Raw genomic sequence first — 20,951 nt, 5'->3', positions numbered from 1 at the left:
TTCTCCCCCGATACAGAGGAGAAACTCACAATGGCTCGAATGGTTCAATGCGCGAAGCTCGGCAAGGAAGCCGAAGGACTGGACTTTCCGCCGCTGCCGGGCGAGCTCGGCAAGCGCATCTACGAAACGATCTCGAAGGAAGCCTGGCAAGGCTGGCTCAAGCAGCAGACGATGCTCATCAACGAGAATCGACTGAACATGGCCGATCCGCGCGCGCGCCAGTACCTCATCAAGCAGACCGAGAAATATTTCTTCGGCGAAGGCGCCGATACGGCCACGGGCTACGTCCCGCCGCAAAGTTGAAATCGCGGCTCGAAGGCACTGCAAGAACCGGCCCATGCGGCCGGTTTTTTGTTGCCCGCGAATGCGCAAAATGTTCCGAATGGACCATCAGACGAATCTCATGGGATTCGGCGCAATCCTAGACCAGGCAAGGGATTGAGCCAGCCTCCGAAGCGTGCGCCGACGGCCCGGTTTGCACATCTTCTGTCATCGTGTTATCATCTGTTCGTTATCAACAGTAATTCACCATCATTCACGCGCATGAGTCCGGCGCATCGCTTCTCGGACGCATCGCGGTAGTGACAGTTTTCATACAAAGAGGCGCGTCGGTTTTTTAGCTGGTCTTGCCAGCCTCACGCCGGCCTTTTTCGTCTCAGGTTGTTTTTTCGCCGACGTCGCGGCTCCACCCGCGGCAACTCAGGTTCAACGCCGGGTTCGCCGTCCGCACGTCAAATTCGTTTGTTTCATCCGAGTGCAATTTCGCGACCCACCGCGAAGCACCGGCACCGCGCTTGCTACTCGATTCTTCAGCATCTGCTTCGAACACGATGCTGCGCGGAGCCATTGGCGTCCGTTTCCCGCGATGCAAAGCGGCGCCGTCGCGAAACTGCACTGTCCCGGCAATACGCGCTGTCCTTTCGACGGCGCGCCCGAAGCTCTGCGCGAGTTCTCGGGATCGAATACGGAGTTTTTCAGACTATGTCTTCTCTTCAAGAGGGCCTTTGGCGCAAACACGATTCATCGAGTCGGAAGTCCGATCTCACCCTCGACGACATCACCATCGTCGATCAGTCCCTGCTCAAGCGCGCGGTCGGCGCGATGGCCATCGGTAACGCGATGGAGTGGTTCGACTTCGGCGTGTACAGCTACATCGCCGTGACGCTCGGCAAGGTGTTCTTTCCGTCGAGCAGCCCGGCGGCGCAGTTGCTCGCGACCTTCGGCACGTTCGCGGCCGCGTTCCTCGTGCGCCCGATCGGCGGCATGGTGTTCGGCCCGCTCGGCGACCGCATCGGCCGCAAGCGCGTGCTCGCGATGACGATGATCATGATGGCCGTCGGCACGTTCTGTATCGGCCTGATTCCGAGCTACGAGTCGATCGGCGTGATGGCGCCGGTGCTGCTGCTCGTCGCGCGTCTCGTGCAGGGCTTCTCGACGGGCGGCGAATACGGCGGCGCGGCGACCTTCATCGCCGAATTCTCGCCGGACAAGAAGCGCGGCTTCATGTCGAGCTTTCTGGAGTTCGGCACGCTCGTCGGCTATGTGCTCGGCGCGGGCGTCGTCGCGGTGCTGACCGCGGTGATGTCGGAGCGCGAACTGCTTTCGTGGGGCTGGCGCATTCCGTTCATGATCGCGGGTCCGCTCGGCTTGATCGGTCTGTATATCCGGATGAAGCTCGAGGAAACGCCGGCGTTCCAGCGCGAAGCCGAGAAGGCGGAAGCGGTGTCGCACGAAACGACCAAGGAGCAGTTCCGCGAGACGCTGATCCAGCAATGGAAGCCGCTCTTGCAATGCGTGGGCCTCGTGCTGATCTTCAACGTGACCGACTACATGGCGCTTTCGTATCTGCCGAGCTATCTGTCGGCGACGCTCAAGTTCAACGAGACGCACGGCCTTTTCATCGTGCTCGTCGTGATGGTGCTGATGATGCCGCTGACGCTCTTCGCTGGCCGCCTGTCGGACACGATCGGCCGCAAGCCGGTGATGCTCGCGGGTTGTATCGGCCTCTTGGTGCTGTCGATTCCGGCGCTTTCGCTGATCCGCATGGGCACGATTCCGTCGATCTTCGCGGGCATGATGATTCTCGGCGCGCTGCTGTCGACGTTCACGGGCGTGATGCCGTCGTCGCTGCCGGCCCTCTTCCCGACGAAGATCCGCTACGGCGCGCTCGCGATCGGCTTCAACGTGTCGGTGTCGCTGTTCGGCGGCACGACGCCGCTCGTCACGGCATGGCTCGTCGACAAGACCGGCAACCTGATGATGCCCGCGTACTATCTGATGGGCGCGTCGCTGATCGGTATCGTGTCGGTGCTCGCGCTGCACGAAACGGCGAAGAAGCCGCTGAAGGGTTCGCCGCCGGCCGTGGCGTCGAAGTCGGAAGCGCACGCGATCCTGCGTGGCCATCGCGAAGCCGCTGAAATGGACGATACGTTCCCGGAAGGCACGGTGCGCGCGTAAAGCGTCGGGTTGTCGGATGGAGCAAGGCCGGTGCGTGAGCGCCGGCCTTTTTTTATGTCACGAGCGCGACGAGATGCGCTTGCAGTTTCCCATCGTCGATATCGAGCAACGCGAGCGTGATCGGCAATTTGAAACGGCGCGGCCCCGCGCTGCCGGGATTCACGAAGAGCACGCCGTTGCGACGCTCGATGAGCGGCTTGTGCGAATGACCGGTCACGACGACATCGATGCCGTCGAGTTGCTTCGGGACATCGGCGATATCGTGGACGACGTGGATCATCGCGCCGCCAAGCTCGATGCGCGCATGTTCCGGCAATCGCGCGACGTCATCGCCGACATCGTTATTGCCGCGCACGACGGTGAGCGGCGCGAGGGACGCGAGCGCATCGAGCACGTCACGCTTGCAGATATCGCCTGCATGAACGATGTGCGCGCAGCCGCGCAATGCGTCGAGCGCCTCGGGGCGCACCAGATTGTGGGTATCGGAAATGAGTCCGACGCGCATCACGTTTCCTCGTTCGCGAGAATGCGCTCGATACGTCGATCGGGCACGAGCCATACGGCTGCGACGAGCGCGTAGATCGTCGCGGCGATCCACGGCTGCCAGAACGACACGGCGATGGCGACGAGATAGAGCAGCACCGAGAGCTTGCCTTTGCGGTCAGCGCCGACCGCGCGTTCGAGGGCGACGTTCTCGCCGTGCATCGAAATGAGCGCGCGGGTGAGGATGTACCACGCGACGGCCGTCATGAAGAGCACGAAGCCGTAGCAGGCGGTCGGCACGGCGGTGAGATGATTTTCGCCCATCCAGTTCGTCGTGAACGGAAAGAGCGACAGCCAGAAAAGCAGATGCAGATTCGCCCACAGCACGCGGCCGTTCACGCGCTGGATCGCGTGGCAAAGGTGATGATGATTGCTCCAGTAGATGCCGACGTAGATGAAGCTCAGCACGTATGCACAGAAAACGGGCAGGAGCGGCGTCAGCGCGGTGAAGTCTTCGCCGTGCGGGACTTTCAACTCCAGCACCATGATCGTGATGATGATGGCGATCACGCCATCGCTGAATGCTTCGAGCCGGGTCTTGCCCATCGTGTGTCCTCGCGCCGAAATCGGTGCCGCCGATTATGCGGGAGGGTCGAAAACTTGTCGAACGGCGTGCATGGTGGCGGTTGGCGCGGCTTTGGCGCGGTGTCGGGCAATGGTAGAATCGCGTCCGCCCTGCCGGGGTGATGAAATTGGTAAACATAGCGGACTTAAAATCCGCCGCCTAACGGCTTGCCGGTTCGAGTCCGGTCCCCGGCACCAGCCACGCAACAAGGGTTTCCACGATAGCAACGACAACGTTTCGAATTCACAGTGTGCATTTTTCTGCCAGACACGTACGGGCCTGTCAGAATCCCCGCGAAGGCAGGCCCGGCGGCCGATTGATCACGTTCGAAAGCGTCGCGTTCAGGTTGATTCCATCGCGTGGATTAGTTAGCCACGTGTGGCTCGGCAGCTTAGCGCCATCTTTCCACACCGCCAGAGCGTGTCCCGTGTAGAAGCTTTGAAATTCGTCGGCATGCATCGTGACCGCCCCGGCCGCCGGATCTGATAGATAGAAGACGCCATCCCCCACTGAGCGGAGCACGACGAAATGCTGAAATGTTCCCTTATCGAGATGCACGATAACCGGCCCTGACATGTTTTTCAGTTGGCCTATTTCTATCCTCGCTCCTTCCGCGCTGAATCCCAATTGCGTTGCGATGTAAATTAGATCGTCAAAAGACAGCCCGTCTTGAGTTATCTTCGCCATTTCCTCTCTAGTGTAACGTTGTCGCAATACTTCGAGTACTGACTGCTCGGTCGTAGGATAGGACCAGTAGAACGTCAAAAGCGTAGAAAGGCTCGCTGCCCCGCACGTGTAATCGAGAAACTGGGGCGTCGTCCCTTCGAATCGCATAGTCGCATATGGCTTTGGTCGATCTGGAACGGGAGTGCCGATAGCGCATGCCGTCAACGAGATCATAACCGTATAAGACGCAATCCTAAAAGCGCACGCGCACTCCCAATCCGACCGCGAAATTCGGTACATCTTGATTCATTCCAAAAGTCAGCGAAGGCTCAAGGTACACTCGTTGCGTAACGCGCTGAATGATGCTGAGCCGAGAGACAGCCGGATAAACGCTTGAGCCATAGACTTTCCGGCCATTCACAGTTATAACTGATGTGTAACCCCCGTTAAATGAAAATCCTAAAGTCGTCTTCTCAGAAGCGGCGAAGCTGATGCCCATATTGTATGTATAGGCCAGCCCCATTTTTACTTGATAGGAATCGACATTTTGAGGGAAAGTGTACACCACGCCTACCCCCGCGAAAATAATGATCGGATCAACCGTCTTATAAACTTGAATACCACTTCGGATTCCCCAGGCGCCCTGCGAGAAATAGTTGACCAATGGATTTATTGGATTGGGTGTCGCAACAAAGTTCGGCGCGTCAAGCCTGTAGTTGCTAAAGTCATACGGCCTTTGTCCCGTCGGAAATATTCCCGCCAAAGACACTACGATGCCAGGCCAATTTCTACTTTGTTCAACAATTTTTGCATTCAGTTGAGCTTGTATGTCGCCGAAACCACGAGCGTCGTACTGCACCTCGTTGCTCGGCCCGAAACTGCTTGTTCGCGCGGTGAAACCGTACGGCACGGTGACGCCAAACTCGAGCCAGTCAAGCACACCGTAACGAAGCGTTGTAACGTTTAGAAACGCATTATCGGTCTGCAACGTAGATCGCCGGCTCAAATAGTCGATCTCGGATGAGAGTTCGAACCGCCGAGGTTTTAGTGTGACCGCGTTCTCTCGCATCACAAAGAGTTCCTGTGGAGCATCGTCTAGGGGCGGAGATGATGGCTTCTGGACTGCTTTGGGTAACGCCGCGGGGCTAATAATGGGCCGCTGCTTCTGCTCCTCAGGGTGATCGCGAGTGACAGGCTCGGATGCAACGGGGTCCGCATAATTCTTTTCGCGGACGGCGTCCGAAGAGACGCCGAATTTATTTTCGATCGCGCCTCGATTGCGGTTCTTGGCCATTTCGGAATTTAGCGCATCTTCCAATCGTCGAACTCGCTCCTCGAGTCTTTGAATCTTCTGCTCAAGCGTCACTCGCTCCTTGGCTTTTGTCGTGTCGGCGATCACGCTCGGAGAGTGGCCGAAAATAAAAGCGGCGGCAAAGGGTGCCGCCCACGAGAACTTGTTTTTATTAACCGTCACAATTAGGCCATTTCCTATCAACCTTTGGAAGGCTTGTCATCTTTGACAATGCGTGGCGAGCATGTAACGAAGCTTTACTTCAATGTTTTGCAGCGTAATCGAAATAATACCTAGCGTAATCAGCGTAGGTGGCCGCATAGGAATAGTACTGCGACGAAGTGGAACTGCAAGCTCCCGAGCAGGTGTTTGGATACTTCTGTGCGAACCCGCCATAGGCAAGAGCTAATTGAGCATAGAATATTCCATAATATCCGTAAAAGTCCTGTGCCGCGCTTTTTCCGATGACTTGCTTATTTTCGGCGACACTTGTCTTTACGACGCTGGCATCTCCGAAAATAGGGTTCGCCTGCGACGTCCCTGCTAACACGAGTAAGGCAGCAAGGACAACCGGCCTGAGCGGCTTCCGAATTAATGACATGATTTTTCCTCCTACGGGAACACTTGCAATTTCGCGACGCGCTCCTTGCAAGACGCTTATGTTATTGGTTTTAAAGTAGATCATCCATGTCAGATGTCAAGCGCAATTAGCAAACGCTATTACGCGCGTTCCACTTAGTCGCTTAACTAGTCAACAACTAATGCACGTTCGTTAATTTAATTTTAATAGCTATAAATAGGCAGACAAAACTCAAGCCAGAAACGCGATCGGTAATCTTCCTGTTTTGAGTCACGCTAAACACTCGAAATTGATGTTTAGCAGCATTCGGTCGAGCCCGCCGTGAGCGGTGCCTCGTCCTAGCGACGGCTCGGTTTCCAACCGCCTTTCGCGGCTGTGGCGCGGTCGTGCGCGGAGATCGCTTTTGCGGTCCCGTCGAAAAGCGCGTGGGTAGAACTCCCGTAGATCTGCTAAGTCCAGCCGCGTGCGTCGCCGTAGTGTCATATGCACCGCTGGCGCCGACACAAGCAGTGATCGCGGCCTATTGCGCGCTTTTCAGAAACACGGTGAATTTGAGATCCGATGCCATGTGGTCATTCCTTCGCGGTGGTCGTGAGTCTGCAGGTGCCCGCGATCACTCCTTTTTTCTGGAGGATGCAGATGTAGTGCTGGAGGTAATCGGCCTTTGCGCGGGCGTCGCTGTCGGCGTCGTCGACGATCCCGAAAAGAGCTGATCCAAACGAAGGTGATAGCTCGGCTGTGCCACCGGCACCATCGCCCACGCCGCTGGCGCCTGCGCCTGAATCTGTGGCGTTGCCACCATTTGCGGGGGTGAAGGAGGTGACTGCGACGCGCAGCCGGCGAGCGCCATCAGCGATAGCAGCGCGATTCTTCGCATTGTCAGCTTCATGAGATGCCTTCTCCTGGTTGAGCTTGTCGTCGAGCTGCGCGAGTTGCGCGGCTGCGTCGTTTTGTTTCGCGATCGACGCGCGCGCCGCGCTCGCAGCCGCATCGGAAACGGCCTGAAGCTTCTGCGCGTTAATCTCGTTTTCGCGTGCGTACGCGGTCTGCTCGCTTGCGAGCTTTGTGGCATCGATCGTGTGCACAGCCGCGCCCCCGATCGCGATGCCTAGTGCGCCCGCGATGATTCCTGTGATGAGGTATGGGGACATGTCAGTTTCCTCGGCAGGCCTGCGCCTCGAGCTGGCGACGCGTCACGATTCCGCCGCAGCGGTTCGCCGCGATCGCGCAGTCCTTTCCGGCGACGAACCGCCACTTAATGAACTCGGCACAGGCGCCCGGGAAGTCGCGCGCGATGTAGCGCTTGCGAAGCGTCGACCCCTTATAGTTCGGCACGCCGATGTTATAGGCGAGATCCACGACCGCGACCTTCTGTCCGTCCGTCAGCGTGTCGAAGCCGGGCGTGACCGACCGCACCTCGTCGGCATAGCCAGCGAGGCTGTCGCTGAGCATCGACTTGCACTCGGGCAACGCGTACGCGCGCATCTCGACGTTCGTCTCACCGAAACAGACCGTCTGAATGTTGTTTGCGAGACGGTCGTTATATGGCTTGAGCGACACGCCCTCTTGAGAGGCTGTGAGCGCGACGAGCGCGGCCGCCGCTGCTGCGCCGATCGTCGCCGCGAGTGCCTTCTTGCCGGGTCGCTTACTCGGCTGCTGCGCTTGCGTCGCCATCGGCCGCCTCGGTCGTTGTCGTTTTAGGGGACGTCGTCGTGTAGCGGGCGGCGATGATCGCCAGACAGCCGACAGTGATCGCGATCGCGAGGCGCCAGCTATCTGGAAGGAGCGATTTCACCTCGTCAGGCATACCTGTCCACGCGGCCTCGATGAAAGGCGAAGCCGCGGAGACCGCGCCGAGCGCGGCAGCGATGATGGTTGACGAGTACGTGTGCACCTTGGCCGCGTCATCGACTAGGCGGAGCTTCAGATTCATTGGGATCCTTCGGAATGTTGATGTGGCTTATCGCCGGCTGCCGGCCCACGGCGTCGACGGCACGACCGCCGCCGGATGTGTTGCGGTTTCGAGCTTTTTCTCGGTCGCCTTCGCCGTGCTTGCCGCTTCCGCGGCGCTTGCGGTCGCGACGGATACTTTCTGCTCGACGACTTCGGTTTTCTTCGCGGCCGCAACGGCCGCGACGGCAGCGGCGCGCGTCTGCTTGAGCATCGTCGCCTGCCGCGCATCGGTCAGCTTCGCGCGGTCGCCCAGGTATCGAAGCGTGTACGCCGCGAGCTCGTGCGTGTCTGTCATCTGCGCTTTCAAATCGATGAGCGCCTGTTCGCTGCGTTCGTTGAGCTTCTGAAGCCCCTCGATCCGGCCGGCGAATTCGCGCGTGCAGGCTTCGCGCGTCTCCTGTCGAACTTTCGGAATCCGCGCGAGATACGCGGCGCGCTCTGCCTGCCAAGTGGCCCGCTCGACCGACATGCCCCACTGCCCGATGAAAAAACCAACCGCGGCTACGCCAGCCAGCCCTCCCATTAGGCACGCGCCCACAACCCACCATCGCCAGTCACGAACGCGAGACATCTGATTCCCTCCGGTTGTCGATCGCACGCTCAAGACGTTCGATCCGAGTTTTCAGTTCGAGCACTTCCGCCTCCGCGTGCTGAGCACGCCGGTCGGCCGCGTCGGCTCGCTGCTCTGCGGCACGCATGAGTTCCTCGGCACGGTCAGCGCGCTGCACGGCGAGTAGTTCTCGCGCCTCTGCTCGGCCGGCACGCTCTTCCGCCAACGTCGCGAGCCGCTCAAACCGCCCGATCGCTTCAACCTGCGCGGCAGAGTCAGCCTTGACGATGTTGGCTTCGCCTTCGCTCTCTGCTTGCCGGCGACGGTCGATCTGCCGCCACATTCGGCCGCCGACCCAGAAGGTGCCCACGCTTCCGAGGGCAGTCACGATCGACTTGACGCCCTCGTTCCAGAACTCCGACATCTGGCATTTCCTCAGTTGAGCCGCGGCGGACAAAAGAAAAGCCGCCCGGGGGCGGCTGGAAGTGTTGAATTCCACCACTTAGAATCGTGGTAATGGTTGGTAATGCCTTGTGACATTCGGGGTTAGAATCTCTCCCGCCTGTATTCAAGACGATTAATATGCGAGACGCCCCGATTGACAAGAACACGTCCGCCTGGCTGGACGTGATGCGTGGCGGAGCTGCGCAAGCCGTTCTGCTCGGACACCTGTACCAACTATTCTTCTTTGGCAGCCACGGTGGTCCAGAATCTCAGCTGGTGATGCTGATCCATGCCGCGATCATTTTCGTTTCGCGCTATTCGCACGAGGCCGTGATCGTGTTCTTCGTCCTGTCTGGATACCTTGTCGGCGGGCCCGCCGCGCGATCGCTGATGTCTGGTCAATTTTCTTGGAAGGAATATCTCCCGGCGCGATTGACTCGGCTTTGGACCGTGCTGCTGCCCTGCCTTGTACTGACATTCGCGCTCGACATGGTCGCGACGAATTTTGGAACAGGTCTCTACTTCCTGAAGGAGTGGGCTTCGATTTACCCGCGCGATTGGGTACGCGCTGACACTTGGAGCCTCGAGCGCCTTTTTGCCAATGCCGCGTTCCTTATTCGGGTCGAGAAACCCATGTTCGGGTCGAACATCTCCCTTTGGAGCCTAACAAACGAGTTCTGGTATTACGTGACGCTGCCAGCAATTGTCACTGTGTTTATAGGGGGAAAAGCGCAGCGGATATTCTCCGCATTCGCGCTGCTGTCCGTCGCGTACGTTATCTATCGTCTTCACAACTTGTCGCCTGGTTTCATCGCTGGCTTTGGCATTTGGATGCTCGGTGCAATCCTGCACAGAATCTCCGCGAGGAAATCGGCTCCGTACATCGCGCTTGCGCTGCTTCTCACTTCCGGATGTCTCCTGTGGAGTGTGGCGCCGAATCCAGAGACGATCGCTCACGATGCATTGATCGGTGCTGCGACAGCGGGAGTCATAGGACTCGCACGCTTTGTCCCGGCTCGCGGCTTCAGAGCGATCGGCAGATTCTTCGCTGGCTACAGTTTTTCACTCTATGCAATTCACTTACCCGTCCTCGTGCTGCTCTTCTCATTCGATCCCCTGACCGCTATCGACCGGCCATACGGCGGGTACGATCTACTGCGATTTATTGGCTATGCGGTCGCGACGAACTTGGCGGCGATGGCGTTTTGGTTCGCATTCGAGAAGCGCACCGCTTCGGTCAAGCGTGCGCTTCGCGGGACGTTGTTACTGAGCGGGAGCCGCGGGCCAAACGGGATTTGATTGCGTGAGGTCGATTCGATTTACCGCGACGCGGTACTGTTTCCAAAGTTTCAGAAGCGCCGCTTCCGCGTCCGTCGCAATCTCTAAATCGACCGCATCTTGCAAAGGCGCGATCGCAGCCGATGCCGCTACCAATAGGGCATCGCGTCGAGCCGTGTTGTCGGCGACGACCTGCTCCGGACTCAGAGCCGGCCCCACGTACTCTGAAAATGTCGCTCCATCGTAGACCATGCCAAGAACTGGAAGCGGCGAAAGGTTGCTCACGTCTACAAGAGTCGCGACAAATTCAAGCGTGAAGCGGTCTTCGATCGCTATTTCATCGCCCGCGTTGTGCACGACCTTTCCATCTTCGTCGACGATTTCAACGTCATAGATGGCTGGCGCGATGATTTCCCCCAACCGATCAGCTTCGATTCGTGCAAATGTTTTCATTAGGCATACTCGTAGATGAAGACTGCTCCGGCCGCGCCAGGCCCCCCAGCGAGAGTCGCTTGGCTGGCCCCTGTTGCGACTCCGCTGCCCCCTGACCCCGGTGCTACTCCGGCATTTCCAGCGGTGTTCCCGGCCGTCACGGCGCCTCCATTTCCATACACCGATGAAGCGCCAGCACCCCCGACCAAAGCCGACCCGGAAGTCAGCGCGAATGAGCTATCGCCGCTTTGTCCGCTCGTATTCAGCAAATTGCCGCCAGTGGCTGTCGATGTCGCCGCTGACCCGCCGCCCGTAAGCCACGGGGCGGTTGTTGGGCCGGCAGTTGTTCCGCCCTTGCCCCCTGGCGCCGTCATGACGGACCCGATCGAGGAACTGCCACCTGGATTTGATCCACCGTTGACCTGAGCCCCGCCTGCGCCAATGGTAATCGTCGTGCCATTGGCTATCCCAGAAGGGAACCAGCCGCTCGCGAATGCGCCGGAAGCGCCGCCGCCGCCAACTGCGCACTGACTCGCGCCGGTGACCGGTGTTCCGCCGCCGGATCCGCCTCCTCCAACTACCTCGGCATAAGCAGCGTTACATCCGGCGGTGCGCGTATAGGTGAACGTGCCGCTGCCTGTCCACTTTTGTACGTTGAGCAAGCGGCCGGCCCCGACCATAGTTTTGATCGCGTCGCGAACCTGGGTGTAGACAGTCTTGCTCGGCGTGAGCCCACCGGCCGCAACTACGGCCATAAGCTCTTCCTGAACCATGTTCAGCCACGACCCGCGAACGTTTGTGGCGGGAGTGCCGCCTGTCGGGTTGCCTTCGGTGAAGTACCCAGGGGTTCCTGCTGCTTCCGGAGTAGGCAAGCTCGTTGCCGCGGTTGCATCGTCAATGCGTTGCATGTGACCTCTTTATGCGTAAGCGAAGATTGGGATCGTGTGTGCGGGCATCACGGCGCGAAACTCACACTCAAGAACAGCGTTTCCCCACGAAGCGAGGGGATCGCCGGCAGCCATTGATCCAGCGACCGCGCGCACGACCGTGTTGATCGGTGCCGTGATCTTCCAGGCGAAATTCCAGTCGTAGCCGTTGACCGGCTGCCCGGCTCGCAATACCCCGGCGCGAGCTTGGGTGTATTGCGTTATCGTCACCGCGTAGCCGAGTGATGCCGCGAATGCAGTGAGTTGGGAAATGGATGCGCCGCCCATGGCAGTGAGGCGCGCGATTACTTGCGCGCGCCGCGCGAGAATGGTCGGTGCCTCGCCAGCACAAGGGTCTGGCAGTCCAAGCGTCGACTCCCACTCGGGGAGGAGCTCGTACGTCGTCGAAGGGAATGCGTCGACCAGTAGGTAATTCGCTCGCGCCGTCTGCCGCTCATAGCTTGGCGCTAGCCCGGACAGAACCTTGGACTGAACCGTGTCTGGATCGCGCGGCCACACACGGCCACGAGGCAGAAGCGCCTGCATGGCGGCCAGAAAATCGGCCGCCTTAAAGTTCGGTGCAAGCATGGATGCCTTAAACGTAGTTCACGCCGGCGAGCACCGGAAGCTGACCGAAGCCGCTCGTGATATTTCCCGGATAGGTGGTGGTCGTCACGCCGACGAGACCCTGCACGAGCGTTATGACGAAGCCGCTTGTACCTGAAACAGATGCGATCGCGGATTCGATGTCTGATCGATTGATCGTCCCTGCGCGCGGGTCGCCGTTACGAAACAACACGTCGGAGATCGCCGAAGCAATCGCAGCGCGAGTCGCGGTCGATGTGCCCAGCAGGTCGGAAAGCGTGAACGTCAGACTGTTCGCGACGGGTGCGCACGAATAAACGAGCGCCGTGACCGGCTGCTGATTGACGACGGCGTCGGCAACAACGAGCTGGTCGCCAGTCGCGACCGTGCCGCGCGGCGTACCGCCTGGCCCTTTGTCATATTGCGATACGCCGTTCGTGCCTTGTGGGAATCCGTTATGTGAAGCCTCTGCCGAGTCCCACATCGTGTAGATGACGACTGTGCCGGCACCGAAACCATTCGGCGCGCACCACGCTCGACTCACGCCCGGTACCGCGAGCGCCCACCCGACATAGTCGTTCAAGTCGCCGCCTTGCGGTGTGTTCTGGTACGCGGCGAGCATGCGCGTGCGCAGATCGTCGTTATCTTCGACGTCCGCGCCAGATGCGACGGTGGCCGTGACCGTTCCAGAGGACTGCAACCCCGACACCGCGACGCCAAGTGCTACCGTCGTACCCGGATCAGCGTTCCCCGCCGAGCCCGCCAAGGTTGCGACGATAGTCACCGAGAGGGAGCCCGTTCCATCCACCGTCGCTGCTGCGGCCGTCGTGTAAGTAGCGCCGTCGCTGCGCACGACCTGAGTGCCGGCACTGAGAGGCGTTCCGGTCACGCCGGCAAACGTCGCGGTCAACTTCGCCGGAGTCGCGGCCTTCCGATACACCTTCTTGAGCGCAGACCAACCTTCGAGATACTCATCTTCCGCAGTGAATGGAACAGCCTGCCTTGCAATCCAGTCGAGGTATCCCATCTGCAGGTTCGACATTCCTGCCTGCACTTTGCCGATTACTTTCAGGACGGTACGTCGCAATGTCGCGTCTGCACCCTGCAAGGCCGAGTTAATGTCGGCCGCCACCTCGCTGATCAAGGTGGATAGCGTTTTTCGTTGGAATGGCATATCAGGATAGCTGTTGCCATGCCCATGCGTACGTCAGTGAGACGCTGGGCCCGGCAGGTTGATAGAGCGTGATCTGCGCGCCGAGAAACGTGTCGCGCGTCCATTCCGTCTGAACATCCATGCTCGCGACGACGCCGTCATCAACGAGCCATTGCAACGCCTCGATGATGTAATCGCGAGCGTTGTTCAGCACTTCTTGCGTCTGCTTCGACCTATCGAGCAGCCAGAGCCGCGAGCCGATTGGACTGTCCTCGTCGAGATCGCCCCACCAGCCGCGCGGATCACCAGTCTCGTCGGGAATTACGTCATCGGAATTTGCGGAGCGGTCGGTGAAGAGGCTCAACAGCACAGCGGTTTGCAGATCGTTCCCGGTGAGCAGGTCGGGACCGAGCTGCTGCCAATCGCCGCGACTGTTCGCGGCATCCCAGACGATGCTGATGTCAGGCATCTATTACTCCGGCTGTGTCGGCGGCTGCGTATTGATCGTGCTGCCGCCGGTCTGCACGTTGACGATCGGATGCGTGTGCATGTTGGCGACTGCCCGCATCCCGGCAACCGTGCGCGTGTTCGTGTTGCAGTTGTCGAGAATGTCGCCAGTGCACTTGAGTAGCGGCGTGTCCGCCACAATGTCCGGCGTATTCTTGATCGTCACGGGCTTCCCGCCTCCGTCGAGCACCATGCCGGCCTGAGAGAGGTAGACCTTCTGCCCCGTGTTGTCGTGCACGACAACCTCTCCGCTCGCCAACGCGGTGACGCGATATTTCGCGTTCGACGTGGCGATTACGATGCCGTTCGTGCGCTCGCCGTTCCCGAACACAATGAGCGCCTCTGATCCGATGGGCGGATTCGACGACAGACCATACTCGACGTAGCGTGGAATGTCGCCGACCGTCTCAAGCGCATTGATCTTCGCCTGCAGGTATTGAACTGTTCGCGTGTCATCGACGAACGAGATCACCGCGCGGCTCACGAACAGACGAATCCGCCGCGAGAGCGCGTTCAGTGCGTCGAGCATTCAAAGTCCTCAGGCCGGCGCGATGTCCGGATCAATGCGTTGAAGAACGAGCGGCTCGGGCAGATATGCCTGACGCGGCGCGAGCAGTAGCTCGGTATGCGTGCCGTTCTCGTCGAGGATGAAACTGATCTCCGTGATGAGCAGCAGCGTCTTCTCCGGAATCTTAAGCAGCGGCATCGTGACCGGCACCTGATAGTTCAGATACCAAGGCGAGCCGCTCGCATCGGTCCAGCTGTCCACCAGCGCGCGCACCTGGCGCGACATTCCGTAGGCGCGTGCAATCTGCCAGTCGACGCGCCGCTGCAGATACGTCCGATCGGACGAAGGCTGCTCCGACACGATGAACTTCGGCCTGTACCGCTTCACGCCCGGGTCATACGCCGTGTATTCCGGCAGCAGGTTGACGCCAATGTCCGTCGCGTTGTTGTAATTCGTCAGCACGCCCGAGACGCTCGAAAAGCGCCCTAACGAACTCTTCAGTGACACCGCCGATTCGACGTTCGCGCCGAGCTCGAGGCCCGTCGATCCGAGTGCGTCACCGGCAAGCGCGAGACACAACGAGCCATCTTCAAGCTCGAACGCGAGCACGCCGCTGTAACGGCAGCAACGCTCGATGATCTCCCACGGCGTTTCGGTAATCGAGATCAACTGAAACGGAATCGTCGGCAGTTCATCGATCACCGCCTGCAGGCTCGCGCTGACCACCACCTCGATGTCGAAGTTTTTCACCAGCGAGCGGCAGACCGCATCGATTCGGCTATTTGCCAGAATTCGATCGACGGGCGCACTGCAGTCGATCAGATCCTCACATCGACCGCGGCCAGTTGCTCGGATCAGATGCGCGTGGGGCGTGATGATGTATTCGACGGTGTCAACGTATCCGGTGAGCAGCAGATTGTCGGCGTCGATCGCGATCTGAATCGGCACACCGCCTATCAGCGATGCCTCGTCGACCTCGTCGGGAAATCGCTCGGTCATCTCCAACACGAACGATCCGGTGCAGCTCTCGATCGAACGCGTCACGCGCGCGCCTTTCCAGCCGGTGATCGAGATGCCTGCATCCGGCAGCGTGACAACAAGCGAATTCATTAGTACGTTGCCCCGAGTGCGAATTGACTGGTTGAGCCGGTCGAGCCCCGCTCCACCGTCGATTTCACGTTCGGCGATCCTGAGACCTCAGCGCGCGACCCCTTCGGCAGATTCCCGAGCTCGACCTTCACTCGAAGCTCGCCATCCGCGCGTGCTGGCGGCTGATCCTGCTGAGCAGCCGTCGGTTGAGACGCGCCACCTGAGTAAAGGCCCGCGATACGGTCGGCTGTGGCCGAGCGCGCGGCGGCCTCAGAAGCGGCAGCCGCTGGGCGCTCATAGAAACGGGACACAACGTCAGCAGCTTGAGCAGGCGTGCGCGCCATCTCCAACTCGGCGCCCGCGCGCTGCTCACCGCCTTGGCGTAGCTCGTAATCGACAAAGCCGAGCTGCTGCTCGAGCGTTGAGTTTCCGATCCAGTTGCCGGCCCACTTCTGAAATGCGGCTTGCCGGTCTGGATGCCACTGAGCGATACCATAGGCCTTCCCGTCATCGCCGGACGCTGTCGGATCGATGCCGCTCTCGTGCTGCAGGTTCGACGCGATACCGATGGCCTGTGCGCGAGTCCAGCCGCGGGATTCAAAGAACGAGACGGCTGCCGGAACATTGGCATTCGGCTCAGCCCCGACTTGCGCGTTCGTGCGCGCGCCGTTGCCTCGCAGGAAGTTGCCGAATTTCTCCAGTCCATCGATCGCGCGATCACCGAGATTTGCGGCCGGCGGGGCATCGGGCGACGAAGCAGGAACATAGCCTTGCCCGTTCCAGCGTGTCGGCACGTATTCCTGTCCATTCAAGCGCGCGACGACGCGCTCAACGCCTTCAAGGAAAATCGTCAGGGCGGGAGCGAGGCCACTCAAAATTGTCTGCTTCGTCTTGTCGAACTGCGCATCGAGCTTCGACATCGCTTCGGCGAAGTCATTGGCATGCCGAATGTCGTCCTCGCTCGGGGCAAGCGCCAAGCCGCGCGAGTAGCGTTCGCGCACCCCGCCTGCGCCCTTGTTCAGGAGATCCTCAAGACCGCCCGCGTCAAGCGCTTCGAATAGCCGATGCCGTGCGAGCGGACCGTTACGGCTATTGACGCTCTCGCCGGCGGCGGCAATCTGCTCGAGCAGGCGTTCAGAACTGAACTGCCCGCGCGCATCGAGTCCGTTGATACCGTACGCCTGATAAATCATCCGCTTCTGCGGATCGCGTCCCTGCGTCGACTCGTAATAGCCGCGCGTCACTCCCTCCACCGCCGAAGTCGCCTGGTCCCCGCCGATGCCGACCGACTTAGCCGCGTTCTGAATGCCGAATAACTGCTTCGCGTCGATACCGAGCGTCAGCGACTTGTTACTGACGCTGCGAACGGTGTTCGCCCATGCCGATTCGATCGAGAGAATCTTGGACGTGACAAGCGCCGCAGCACCCACGACACCGGCAAGCAACGCGCCGCTAAGCGCGCTCGCGCGCGTCGCACCGGTCACGAAACTTTGCACCGCCGTCACCCCCTTCAACGTGGGATTTGGAGGGGCTTGAAGTGGGATTTGTAGCCCCTTGAATATTGGAGGAGCTTGAATTTCCATCCCCCTTAGAGCGTCGCGATTTAGAGTGGCTTGATTTTTCACCCCTCTTCGCGGCGTATTCTTCGAGCGTCGGCGGGCTCAACGAGATGGTCTTGCCGCTGCGCGGATCAACGCTCTGTACGATCGTCGCGCCAGCCGGTGCGAGCATCTGATAAATGATGATGCTTTGCGTCCGGCCGAGCCGTTTGTCCGTCTCAAGCAGGTAGCCGAGTTCGATCAGCTTGCTCCGCGCGCGGCGGATCGTCTGGATGTTCAACTCGGTGTCGAGTTCGAGCTCATCGTTCGTGACCCACGTCGAATAGTCTTCAGCAGCCCAGTTCGCGTAGGTCTTCAGCAGCGTCTTGGCCGACGAATCGCCGACGCGCTGACGCTTTGCCCATTGATGTGCGTATCCGCTCATGGCTCCCTCAGTGCAGATCCGCGCCGCGCATCTTCTGCGCGATCTCGGTGAGGCCCTTGGCGGTCACGAGAACCTGCGTGGTGACCTTTTCCGACCCGTCATTGCGATGGACGGTCGTGATCTTGTGCTCGAGCACGCCGCGCTGCAGCTTGTCCTGATAGGCGGTCCACGTCGCGCCGCCGGGACGGCGATAGATCCAGCCGTTCGACTGCATCCACTCGAACACGCGCTTCGGCTGCTCCTGCAGGTTCTTCGCAGCATCGGTGATGCACATGGCGCCCTGCGCGGCGACCGTCAAGCGCTCCAGTGCGGCAACTTTCGGGGCGGCCTCAATGACTTGCTGCTGCAGCGCGAGGTTTTTATCGACCTCGTCAGCCCACGCGCGCGCCGCGATCGCCGGGTTCGTGAAGTCGGGCAGTTGCGGCTTCGAGACTTGCTCCTCGAGCGCTTGCCAACGATCGACGAGGCGTGCGGTGAACTCCGGCGAGAGCTGCGCAACGATCACGTAACTGTCTCGTTTGCCGATCTGGTACTCAGCGGCGCGCCGGCCGAGGCTGTCGAGGTATTCCCCCAATGGGGGAAGAGCGATCACGCCGCGCGCGGCAAGACGTTCGATCGACTGCTTGACCTTGTCGTGGCGAGACTCGACCAGATCGGCGATTTCGCGACTGGACATCGTCGGCGCACTCAGGGCGATTGCGTTCATGGATGACCTCACAGGTCGTTGTCGTGACCGCACGGCAGCGAGCCGTCGGACGATTGACTAGCGCCGCAGCCGATGCAGATCTTCGGCGCGGCGTTCGTCGTGGTCGATTGATCGGTCGCCAGCGGCCCGAGAAAGAAGCGTCCCGTGTGAAGAAGATCCGCGCCGCCGAGCGACGGCTGAAGGTCGCGGGCACTCACGCCTTCACCTTCGAAGCCTTGGCCGCTTTGACGCAGTCGGCGTTGAAGGTGGCGAATTCGCGCGACAGGCAAACGCGCACAGACGCGAGCTCGCCCGGAAAGCGCTCGCCGCGTGCCGCAACCGCACACAGTGCGTCGCGGATCTGCTTCTGCTGCGCAGCCGGCAGTTCCGGCGGCGGCTCCGGCGCGAAGAGAACCGGATACGAATTGTTTTGCATGGGATCTCCCGCCGGTAGGCCGGTCAGTAGTACTAAATCGGAACAGAAGAAGCCTGGCGTCCAAGCTGCTTGTGTTTCGACTCATCCATGCAGGTGTCGGCCCCGTAACCGACTTGCTCCGTCAGTTGTCTGACGTTTTATTCCCCGCGCTTCCCAACGTGGGCCACTTCAAACGCGGCTACTTCCGGGTGCAACTGTCCATATGCTGAGCGCAGGACGTGATACCCGAGATACTTCTGTGTTGAAACGCCCAGACTCGCCGCCAAAGCAGCCAACTCCCCAGCTTCAGGAATCGGAAGTTCAACGAGAAGGCTGGTTTTTCCTTCGGTCATGCGGTTACAACGCTCCCAACTTGGACCGCCGCGACACTGACGCCCAGAAGATTCGCTGGCAAAGTGCCAATCGTGCCGAACAGAAAAAGCTTGGCAATTCGAGCAAGCGCAGCGGAATCGTGATCGATCCCATGCAGAGCCTTGTAGGCCTGCAATCCCTCGTAGACGGGGTCTTCGAGGCGGGTCTTGACTTCATTTCGAAACTCGGCACGACGCGACATAGAACCTCCCTAACAAAAAGAAAAAGTTGAACGATGACCATCTTTAACGCGGGTGAGACCAACCTCCTCTTCTTCCACCTGGATTTCGGCTGTCCGAGAATCACGCAATATCTCGAACCCTCGATAGTCCGGCCGAAGCTTCTCGCATGTGATGCGTTCGTCTTTCAGCGCGTCCTCTATGAACGGGCACGCCTCGACCGGAGCACGCTTGTCCCGGTTGATCCATTGCCAGACGGCCTGCGTGCTACTTCCGATACGGCGCGCGAAATCGGCCTGGCTATCGCACAGGGAGACGGCGAGCTTCAGGGTTTCGAGCGCGAGGGTTTGGGCGGCGTTTTCCATAGCCACCATCATAAACCTTTGTTTAAAGAAAATCAAACTCTTGTTTATGGCGCATGAACACAATTGTTTATACGATGCGCCCCATGAGTCTGGGAAAGAACGTCAAGCACCTTCGCGCCTTAGCTGACATCGCACTGGAGCCCTTGGCGGAAGCCCTGGGCTTGGAGCGTGCCGCCGGCCGCCAAAAAATTTATGCGCTCGAAAAGCGCGAGAGCAAAAAGTCAGACATCGCGTCTGACCTCGCCAGATATTTCGGCTTCCCGGTCGAACGGCTGCTCTCCGAGGATCTAACCAGCCTGACAAAGGATGAGTGGTTGGCGATCCGCAGCGCCTACTATCATTCCAATCCACCGAAAAGCAGCCAGAACACGGGCCAGATCGAGCAATCGACAGCGCCGTCGCGGGCGGATCATTCCCGAACAGAACTTGGGCGGACGGAAGCCTTGCAACGTGTGCAGGCGGCCGGCAACTCCCTCGGGCTCTCTGCAGTGGAAATTGCAAAGGCCGCCGACGTCGATCAGAGAGTGGCCGAGCGTTGGCTACGTGGCGAAGGAGATCCGCCCACTTTGGAGCAGGCAGTTGCGCTCCAAAACAAGTTTGGGATCAATGCCGTCTGGCTGACAAAGGGCAAGGGAGATCCGGGCGTTACCGTTCGCTTCACGGACGAGTTTCAGCCGGTCCCCATAACGAACTGGAAGGCAATACCTGTGGTTGGCATGGCACAACTTGGAGATAACGGTTACTGGGCCGACCTGGAGTATCCGGTTGGTCACGGTGACGGGTACGTTACCTTCCCGACGAACGATCCGGACGCTTACGCACTTCGATGCGAAGGCGACTCGATGCGCCCTCGCATAAAGGCCGGAGAGTTTGTAGTTGTTGAGCCAAATCACGAAATCGAGCCTGGCGACGAGGTTCTCGTGAAGTCAATCGATGGCCGCGTGATGGTGAAGGAGTTTCTCTATCGCCGCGCTGGACGCACGCACTTGATCTCGACGAACGACGCGCACCCACCCGTCGCCTTCGCCGACGACGAAATCGAGAAGATGCACTACGTGGCCGGCATTGCAAAGCGCGCGATGTGGCGCCCTGAGTGAGAGGAACGGTAATAAGCAAGCAGCCGTTTCGATCACCCCCCGATGCCGTTCTTTGCCAGTAGCAGCAAGCTCATGCCGGCCGCCACACCTGCACCCGCTTTGCTGGGTTTTATTCGTTCTTCGCGGTTTTTCTGAACACCGAGTGCTTACAGGCTGGGGTCGGCCACTATCTGCCTCTCAGTCGAACCACGCAGCGGTCATTCGGCCGGCCGGTTCGTCCCGAAACCCGCCCTATGCTCAAGGCGTGGATGTGGGCCTGTGCGAACGGTGGGCACGGACCCGCATCAGGCGGCGAAAAAAAGTATCTGGCCGTTGACCTGGCGCCATC

The 20,951-nt window shown here is 59.8% G+C and carries 28 protein-coding genes and 1 tRNA gene; 5 read left to right on the top strand and 24 right to left on the bottom strand.

From position 1 onward, the window contains the following. The first annotated feature begins 30 nt into the window (after positions 1–30). On the top strand, positions 31–303 hold the full coding sequence (locus QCE73_RS05015) for an oxidative damage protection protein (RefSeq protein ID WP_035506430.1): 273 nt from the start codon (positions 31–33) through the stop codon (positions 301–303). 678 nt (positions 304–981) lie between these two features. Beyond that, positions 982–2,457 (top strand): glycine betaine/L-proline transporter ProP, encoded by a 1,476-nt coding sequence (proP, locus tag QCE73_RS05010; protein WP_309880042.1) that lies wholly within the window; start codon positions 982–984, stop codon positions 2,455–2,457. A 52-nt stretch (positions 2,458–2,509) separates the two neighbouring features. Here proP and QCE73_RS05005 read toward each other — a convergent pair whose 3' ends face one another. Then, positions 2,510–2,962 (bottom strand): metallophosphoesterase family protein, encoded by a 453-nt coding sequence (locus tag QCE73_RS05005; RefSeq protein WP_309880041.1) that lies wholly within the window; start codon positions 2,960–2,962, stop codon positions 2,510–2,512. Continuing rightward, positions 2,962–3,546, bottom strand: coding sequence for a TMEM175 family protein (locus QCE73_RS05000; RefSeq protein ID WP_035506419.1), 585 nt, complete (start codon positions 3,544–3,546; stop codon positions 2,962–2,964). The genes QCE73_RS05005 and QCE73_RS05000 overlap by 1 nt, the downstream gene beginning before the upstream one ends. 131 nt (positions 3,547–3,677) lie before the next feature. On the opposite strand from QCE73_RS05000, the gene QCE73_RS04995 reads away from it, so the two are divergent. Beyond that, positions 3,678–3,762: transfer RNA gene (locus tag QCE73_RS04995), tRNA-Leu, on the top strand. 85 nt (positions 3,763–3,847) lie between these two features. Here QCE73_RS04995 and QCE73_RS04990 read toward each other — a convergent pair. The 8 genes from QCE73_RS04990 to QCE73_RS04955 form a co-directional block, all read right to left on the bottom strand. Next, positions 3,848–4,399: a cysteine peptidase family C39 domain-containing protein gene (locus QCE73_RS04990; RefSeq protein WP_309880040.1), complete on the bottom strand. Its 552-nt coding sequence runs from the start codon at positions 4,397–4,399 to the stop codon at positions 3,848–3,850. Positions 4,400–4,484: 85 nt separating this feature from the next. Further along, entirely contained in the window at positions 4,485–5,705 is a 1,221-nt protein-coding gene (locus tag QCE73_RS04985) for a transporter (protein ID WP_309880038.1), read from the bottom strand. 79 nt (positions 5,706–5,784) lie between these two features. After that, the gene (locus QCE73_RS04980; protein WP_309880036.1) at positions 5,785–6,123 is read right to left on the bottom strand and encodes a hypothetical protein; all 339 of its coding nucleotides are present in this window, start codon (positions 6,121–6,123) and stop codon (positions 5,785–5,787) included. A gap of 551 nt (positions 6,124–6,674) precedes the next feature. Further along, positions 6,675–7,253 carry a lysis system i-spanin subunit Rz gene (locus QCE73_RS04975; RefSeq protein ID WP_309880035.1) on the bottom strand — a complete coding sequence of 193 codons (579 nt, stop codon included), beginning with the start codon at positions 7,251–7,253 and terminating at the stop codon, positions 6,675–6,677. A 1-nt stretch (position 7,254) separates the two neighbouring features. Continuing rightward, entirely contained in the window at positions 7,255–7,776 is a 522-nt protein-coding gene (locus QCE73_RS04970) for a glycoside hydrolase family protein (RefSeq protein WP_309880034.1), read from the bottom strand. Next, the gene (locus QCE73_RS04965; protein WP_309880033.1) at positions 7,748–8,035 is read right to left on the bottom strand and encodes a hypothetical protein; all 288 of its coding nucleotides are present in this window, start codon (positions 8,033–8,035) and stop codon (positions 7,748–7,750) included. The genes QCE73_RS04970 and QCE73_RS04965 overlap by 29 nt, the downstream gene beginning before the upstream one ends. Positions 8,036–8,062: 27 nt before the next feature. Further along, on the bottom strand, positions 8,063–8,626 hold the full coding sequence (locus tag QCE73_RS04960) for a hypothetical protein (RefSeq protein WP_309880031.1): 564 nt from the start codon (positions 8,624–8,626) through the stop codon (positions 8,063–8,065). After that, complete coding sequence (locus QCE73_RS04955; RefSeq protein ID WP_309880030.1) at positions 8,610–9,104, bottom strand: hypothetical protein; 495 nt, start codon at positions 9,102–9,104, stop codon at positions 8,610–8,612. The genes QCE73_RS04960 and QCE73_RS04955 overlap by 17 nt, the downstream gene beginning before the upstream one ends. Positions 9,105–9,187: 83 nt before the next feature. On the opposite strand from QCE73_RS04955, the gene QCE73_RS04950 reads away from it, so the two are divergent. Continuing rightward, positions 9,188–10,348, top strand: coding sequence for an acyltransferase (locus QCE73_RS04950; RefSeq protein WP_309880029.1), 1,161 nt, complete (start codon positions 9,188–9,190; stop codon positions 10,346–10,348). Here QCE73_RS04950 and QCE73_RS04945 read toward each other — a convergent pair. From QCE73_RS04945 to QCE73_RS04880, 14 genes are all read right to left on the bottom strand, one after another. Next, on the bottom strand, positions 10,313–10,780 hold the full coding sequence (locus QCE73_RS04945; protein ID WP_309880027.1) for a tail fiber assembly protein: 468 nt from the start codon (positions 10,778–10,780) through the stop codon (positions 10,313–10,315). The two genes, QCE73_RS04950 and QCE73_RS04945, sit on opposite strands and share 36 nt — an antisense overlap. A gap of 896 nt (positions 10,781–11,676) precedes the next feature. Next, positions 11,677–12,273 carry a putative phage tail protein gene (locus QCE73_RS04940; RefSeq protein ID WP_309880026.1) on the bottom strand — a complete coding sequence of 199 codons (597 nt, stop codon included), beginning with the start codon at positions 12,271–12,273 and terminating at the stop codon, positions 11,677–11,679. 7 nt (positions 12,274–12,280) lie between these two features. Then, positions 12,281–13,414: a baseplate J/gp47 family protein gene (locus tag QCE73_RS04935; protein WP_309880024.1), complete on the bottom strand. Its 1,134-nt coding sequence runs from the start codon at positions 13,412–13,414 to the stop codon at positions 12,281–12,283. A 31-nt stretch (positions 13,415–13,445) separates the two neighbouring features. After that, the gene (locus tag QCE73_RS04930; protein ID WP_309880023.1) at positions 13,446–13,892 is read right to left on the bottom strand and encodes a phage GP46 family protein; all 447 of its coding nucleotides are present in this window, start codon (positions 13,890–13,892) and stop codon (positions 13,446–13,448) included. 3 nt (positions 13,893–13,895) lie between these two features. Continuing rightward, complete coding sequence (locus QCE73_RS04925) at positions 13,896–14,459, bottom strand: phage baseplate assembly protein V (RefSeq protein WP_309880022.1); 564 nt, start codon at positions 14,457–14,459, stop codon at positions 13,896–13,898. A 9-nt stretch (positions 14,460–14,468) separates the two neighbouring features. Beyond that, entirely contained in the window at positions 14,469–15,548 is a 1,080-nt protein-coding gene (locus QCE73_RS04920) for a phage baseplate assembly protein (RefSeq protein WP_309880021.1), read from the bottom strand. After that, positions 15,548–17,023, bottom strand: a complete 1,476-nt coding sequence (locus QCE73_RS04915) for a phage tail tip lysozyme (protein ID WP_309880020.1) — start codon at positions 17,021–17,023, stop codon at positions 15,548–15,550. Before QCE73_RS04915 ends, QCE73_RS04920 begins: the two co-directional genes overlap by 1 nt. After that, complete coding sequence (locus QCE73_RS04910; RefSeq protein WP_309880019.1) at positions 16,980–17,510, bottom strand: hypothetical protein; 531 nt, start codon at positions 17,508–17,510, stop codon at positions 16,980–16,982. The genes QCE73_RS04915 and QCE73_RS04910 overlap by 44 nt, the downstream gene beginning before the upstream one ends. 7 nt (positions 17,511–17,517) lie before the next feature. Next, positions 17,518–18,216 (bottom strand): phage antirepressor KilAC domain-containing protein, encoded by a 699-nt coding sequence (locus tag QCE73_RS04905; RefSeq protein WP_309880018.1) that lies wholly within the window; start codon positions 18,214–18,216, stop codon positions 17,518–17,520. An 8-nt stretch (positions 18,217–18,224) separates the two neighbouring features. After that, positions 18,225–18,413: a hypothetical protein gene (locus QCE73_RS04900; RefSeq protein ID WP_309880017.1), complete on the bottom strand. Its 189-nt coding sequence runs from the start codon at positions 18,411–18,413 to the stop codon at positions 18,225–18,227. Beyond that, on the bottom strand, positions 18,410–18,631 hold the full coding sequence (locus tag QCE73_RS04895; RefSeq protein ID WP_309880016.1) for a hypothetical protein: 222 nt from the start codon (positions 18,629–18,631) through the stop codon (positions 18,410–18,412). The genes QCE73_RS04900 and QCE73_RS04895 overlap by 4 nt, the downstream gene beginning before the upstream one ends. A 137-nt stretch (positions 18,632–18,768) precedes the next feature. Further along, positions 18,769–18,963: a hypothetical protein gene (locus QCE73_RS04890; protein WP_309880015.1), complete on the bottom strand. Its 195-nt coding sequence runs from the start codon at positions 18,961–18,963 to the stop codon at positions 18,769–18,771. Beyond that, the gene (locus QCE73_RS04885; RefSeq protein WP_309880014.1) at positions 18,960–19,184 is read right to left on the bottom strand and encodes a hypothetical protein; all 225 of its coding nucleotides are present in this window, start codon (positions 19,182–19,184) and stop codon (positions 18,960–18,962) included. Before QCE73_RS04885 ends, QCE73_RS04890 begins: the two co-directional genes overlap by 4 nt. Positions 19,185–19,193: 9 nt before the next feature. After that, on the bottom strand, positions 19,194–19,526 hold the full coding sequence (locus QCE73_RS04880) for a YdaS family helix-turn-helix protein (RefSeq protein ID WP_309880013.1): 333 nt from the start codon (positions 19,524–19,526) through the stop codon (positions 19,194–19,196). 83 nt (positions 19,527–19,609) lie between these two features. On the opposite strand from QCE73_RS04880, the gene QCE73_RS04875 reads away from it, so the two are divergent. Beyond that, a complete protein-coding gene (locus QCE73_RS04875) occupies positions 19,610–20,623 on the top strand; it encodes a S24 family peptidase (RefSeq protein WP_309880012.1) in 1,014 nt (337 codons plus the stop codon). Positions 20,624–20,951: the final 328 nt, after the last annotated feature.

Source organism: Caballeronia sp. LZ029, from assembly GCF_031451275.1.
Taxonomy (GTDB): Bacteria; Pseudomonadota; Gammaproteobacteria; order Burkholderiales; family Burkholderiaceae; genus Caballeronia; species Caballeronia jiangsuensis.
Note: the sequence above shows the minus strand (reverse complement) of the source record. Positions and strands in the feature narration are given on the sequence as shown.

What these genes read in the sequence shown, in the direction of transcription:
- QCE73_RS05015 (WP_035506430.1), top strand. Translation starts at nt 31, where the DNA reads ATGGCTCGAATGGTTCAATGCGCGAAGCTCGGCAAGGAAGCCGAAGGA.
- proP (WP_309880042.1), top strand. Translation starts at nt 982, where the DNA reads ATGTCTTCTCTTCAAGAGGGCCTTTGGCGCAAACACGATTCATCGAGT.
- QCE73_RS05005 (WP_309880041.1), bottom strand. Translation starts at nt 2,962, where the DNA reads ATGCGCGTCGGACTCATTTCCGATACCCACAATCTGGTGCGCCCCGAG.
- QCE73_RS05000 (WP_035506419.1), bottom strand. Translation starts at nt 3,546, where the DNA reads ATGGGCAAGACCCGGCTCGAAGCATTCAGCGATGGCGTGATCGCCATC.
- QCE73_RS04990 (WP_309880040.1), bottom strand. Translation starts at nt 4,399, where the DNA reads ATGCGATTCGAAGGGACGACGCCCCAGTTTCTCGATTACACGTGCGGG.
- QCE73_RS04980 (WP_309880036.1), bottom strand. Translation starts at nt 6,123, where the DNA reads ATGTCATTAATTCGGAAGCCGCTCAGGCCGGTTGTCCTTGCTGCCTTA.
- QCE73_RS04975 (WP_309880035.1), bottom strand. Translation starts at nt 7,253, where the DNA reads ATGTCCCCATACCTCATCACAGGAATCATCGCGGGCGCACTAGGCATC.
- QCE73_RS04970 (WP_309880034.1), bottom strand. Translation starts at nt 7,776, where the DNA reads ATGGCGACGCAAGCGCAGCAGCCGAGTAAGCGACCCGGCAAGAAGGCA.
- QCE73_RS04965 (WP_309880033.1), bottom strand. Translation starts at nt 8,035, where the DNA reads ATGAATCTGAAGCTCCGCCTAGTCGATGACGCGGCCAAGGTGCACACG.
- QCE73_RS04960 (WP_309880031.1), bottom strand. Translation starts at nt 8,626, where the DNA reads ATGTCTCGCGTTCGTGACTGGCGATGGTGGGTTGTGGGCGCGTGCCTA.
- QCE73_RS04950 (WP_309880029.1), top strand. Translation starts at nt 9,188, where the DNA reads ATGCGAGACGCCCCGATTGACAAGAACACGTCCGCCTGGCTGGACGTG.
- QCE73_RS04945 (WP_309880027.1), bottom strand. Translation starts at nt 10,780, where the DNA reads ATGAAAACATTTGCACGAATCGAAGCTGATCGGTTGGGGGAAATCATC.
- QCE73_RS04940 (WP_309880026.1), bottom strand. Translation starts at nt 12,273, where the DNA reads ATGCTTGCACCGAACTTTAAGGCGGCCGATTTTCTGGCCGCCATGCAG.
- QCE73_RS04930 (WP_309880023.1), bottom strand. Translation starts at nt 13,892, where the DNA reads ATGCCTGACATCAGCATCGTCTGGGATGCCGCGAACAGTCGCGGCGAT.
- QCE73_RS04925 (WP_309880022.1), bottom strand. Translation starts at nt 14,459, where the DNA reads ATGCTCGACGCACTGAACGCGCTCTCGCGGCGGATTCGTCTGTTCGTG.
- QCE73_RS04920 (WP_309880021.1), bottom strand. Translation starts at nt 15,548, where the DNA reads ATGAATTCGCTTGTTGTCACGCTGCCGGATGCAGGCATCTCGATCACC.
- QCE73_RS04910 (WP_309880019.1), bottom strand. Translation starts at nt 17,510, where the DNA reads ATGAGCGGATACGCACATCAATGGGCAAAGCGTCAGCGCGTCGGCGAT.
- QCE73_RS04905 (WP_309880018.1), bottom strand. Translation starts at nt 18,216, where the DNA reads ATGAACGCAATCGCCCTGAGTGCGCCGACGATGTCCAGTCGCGAAATC.
- QCE73_RS04895 (WP_309880016.1), bottom strand. Translation starts at nt 18,631, where the DNA reads ATGCAAAACAATTCGTATCCGGTTCTCTTCGCGCCGGAGCCGCCGCCG.
- QCE73_RS04890 (WP_309880015.1), bottom strand. Translation starts at nt 18,963, where the DNA reads ATGACCGAAGGAAAAACCAGCCTTCTCGTTGAACTTCCGATTCCTGAA.
- QCE73_RS04885 (WP_309880014.1), bottom strand. Translation starts at nt 19,184, where the DNA reads ATGTCGCGTCGTGCCGAGTTTCGAAATGAAGTCAAGACCCGCCTCGAA.
- QCE73_RS04880 (WP_309880013.1), bottom strand. Translation starts at nt 19,526, where the DNA reads ATGGAAAACGCCGCCCAAACCCTCGCGCTCGAAACCCTGAAGCTCGCC.
- QCE73_RS04875 (WP_309880012.1), top strand. Translation starts at nt 19,610, where the DNA reads ATGAGTCTGGGAAAGAACGTCAAGCACCTTCGCGCCTTAGCTGACATC.